This window comes from Mesorhizobium sp. M7A.F.Ca.CA.004.04.2.1 (assembly GCF_004022825.1).
Lineage (GTDB): Bacteria > Pseudomonadota > Alphaproteobacteria > Rhizobiales > Rhizobiaceae > Mesorhizobium.
The window spans coordinates 1-1,135 of sequence record NZ_RZPH01001409.1; the positions used below are offsets into that span (position 1 = coordinate 1).

The 1,135-nt window shown below is 61.1% G+C and carries 1 protein-coding gene; it reads left to right on the forward strand.

What is annotated here, in order from left to right:
- The first annotated feature begins 36 nt into the window (after positions 1 to 36).
- On the forward strand, positions 37 to 828 hold the full coding sequence (locus EN893_RS34980; protein WP_127271965.1) for a GGDEF domain-containing protein: 792 nt from the start codon (positions 37 to 39) through the stop codon (positions 826 to 828).
- The last annotated feature ends 307 nt before the right edge of the window (positions 829 to 1,135 follow it).

Consider the following 1,135-nt stretch of genomic DNA (forward strand, 5'->3'; position numbering starts at 1 on the left):
CATAAGATCAGTGGGCACTTTTCCAACGGGGAGCAGATGCGTTTCCACAAGGCGGAATCAGCATTTTTCGTCTTTATATTCGTGATCCTGGCCGCCGGCCTGGTGACGCTGCATGCTTACGGACTTCTGCAATCCTTCGCCGACGAGTTGCATACGGCTTCGGGTCTGGACAAGGTCATCTATCTCAACAAGCTCTTGTTCGCGACCGGCGTGCTCCTGGCCACCGCGCTGTTCTTCGGCATCTTCTTCATCTATCCGCTGATCCGCAAACAGGCGATGGAGGAAGGCAAGCTGCGCGCCATGACGGTCTCGCTCAGCGCGCGCTCGGAAACATTCGAGCATGCGGCGCTGACCGATGGCCTGACCGGCATGCAGAACCGGCGCTATTTCGATGATGCGCTGAAGGAGTATCTCGAGGAGTTCCGGCGCATCGAAAAGCCCGTCGGGCTGATGATCCTCGATCTCGACCATTTCAAGCAGGTCAACGACACCCACGGCCATGACGTCGGCGACGAAGTGCTCAAGGCCGTCGCGAACTGTCTCAAGGACATGACGCGCTACCACGATGTGGTGGCGCGATTGGGCGGCGAGGAGTTCGCCGTGGTCACGCCCAACATGGACGCCGAGCTTCTGGGCAAGTTTGCCGAGCGCATCCGCAAGGCGATCGCCAACATGTCGGTGCTGTCGGGCAATGTCCGCCTCAAGATCACCACCAGCGTCGGGCTCGCCGTCTGGGACCGCAAGGAAACAGCGGAAGAGTTCTATCGCCGCGCCGACCGCCAGCTTTACGAGGCGAAGAGGCAGGGCCGCAACCGCGTCTGCGCCTGAAATCCCATCACTGAATTCGTGAGGCTGGCCGTCTGGCGCCGTTTTCTGCGCTTCCGATGCTCACGGACTCAAACGTCCGCTCCGCTTCGGTTCTCGAAAACAGCACCACCCGACTCAGCCTGACGAATTCCCTGACGGGATTTACCCACGCGGCCTAGGCAGGGCGCAAGCTTGGCGCGGCTTCTCGGCCAGAAGGCAGAGGAGTTGGCGCTGCTGACCTAATCGCTTTGCGGGCGCAGGCCGAAGGTTGCGGGCTTTAGGCCGTAGCGCATGTCGAACTCGTCGTTCGATGGCGCGCGTGCGGCGG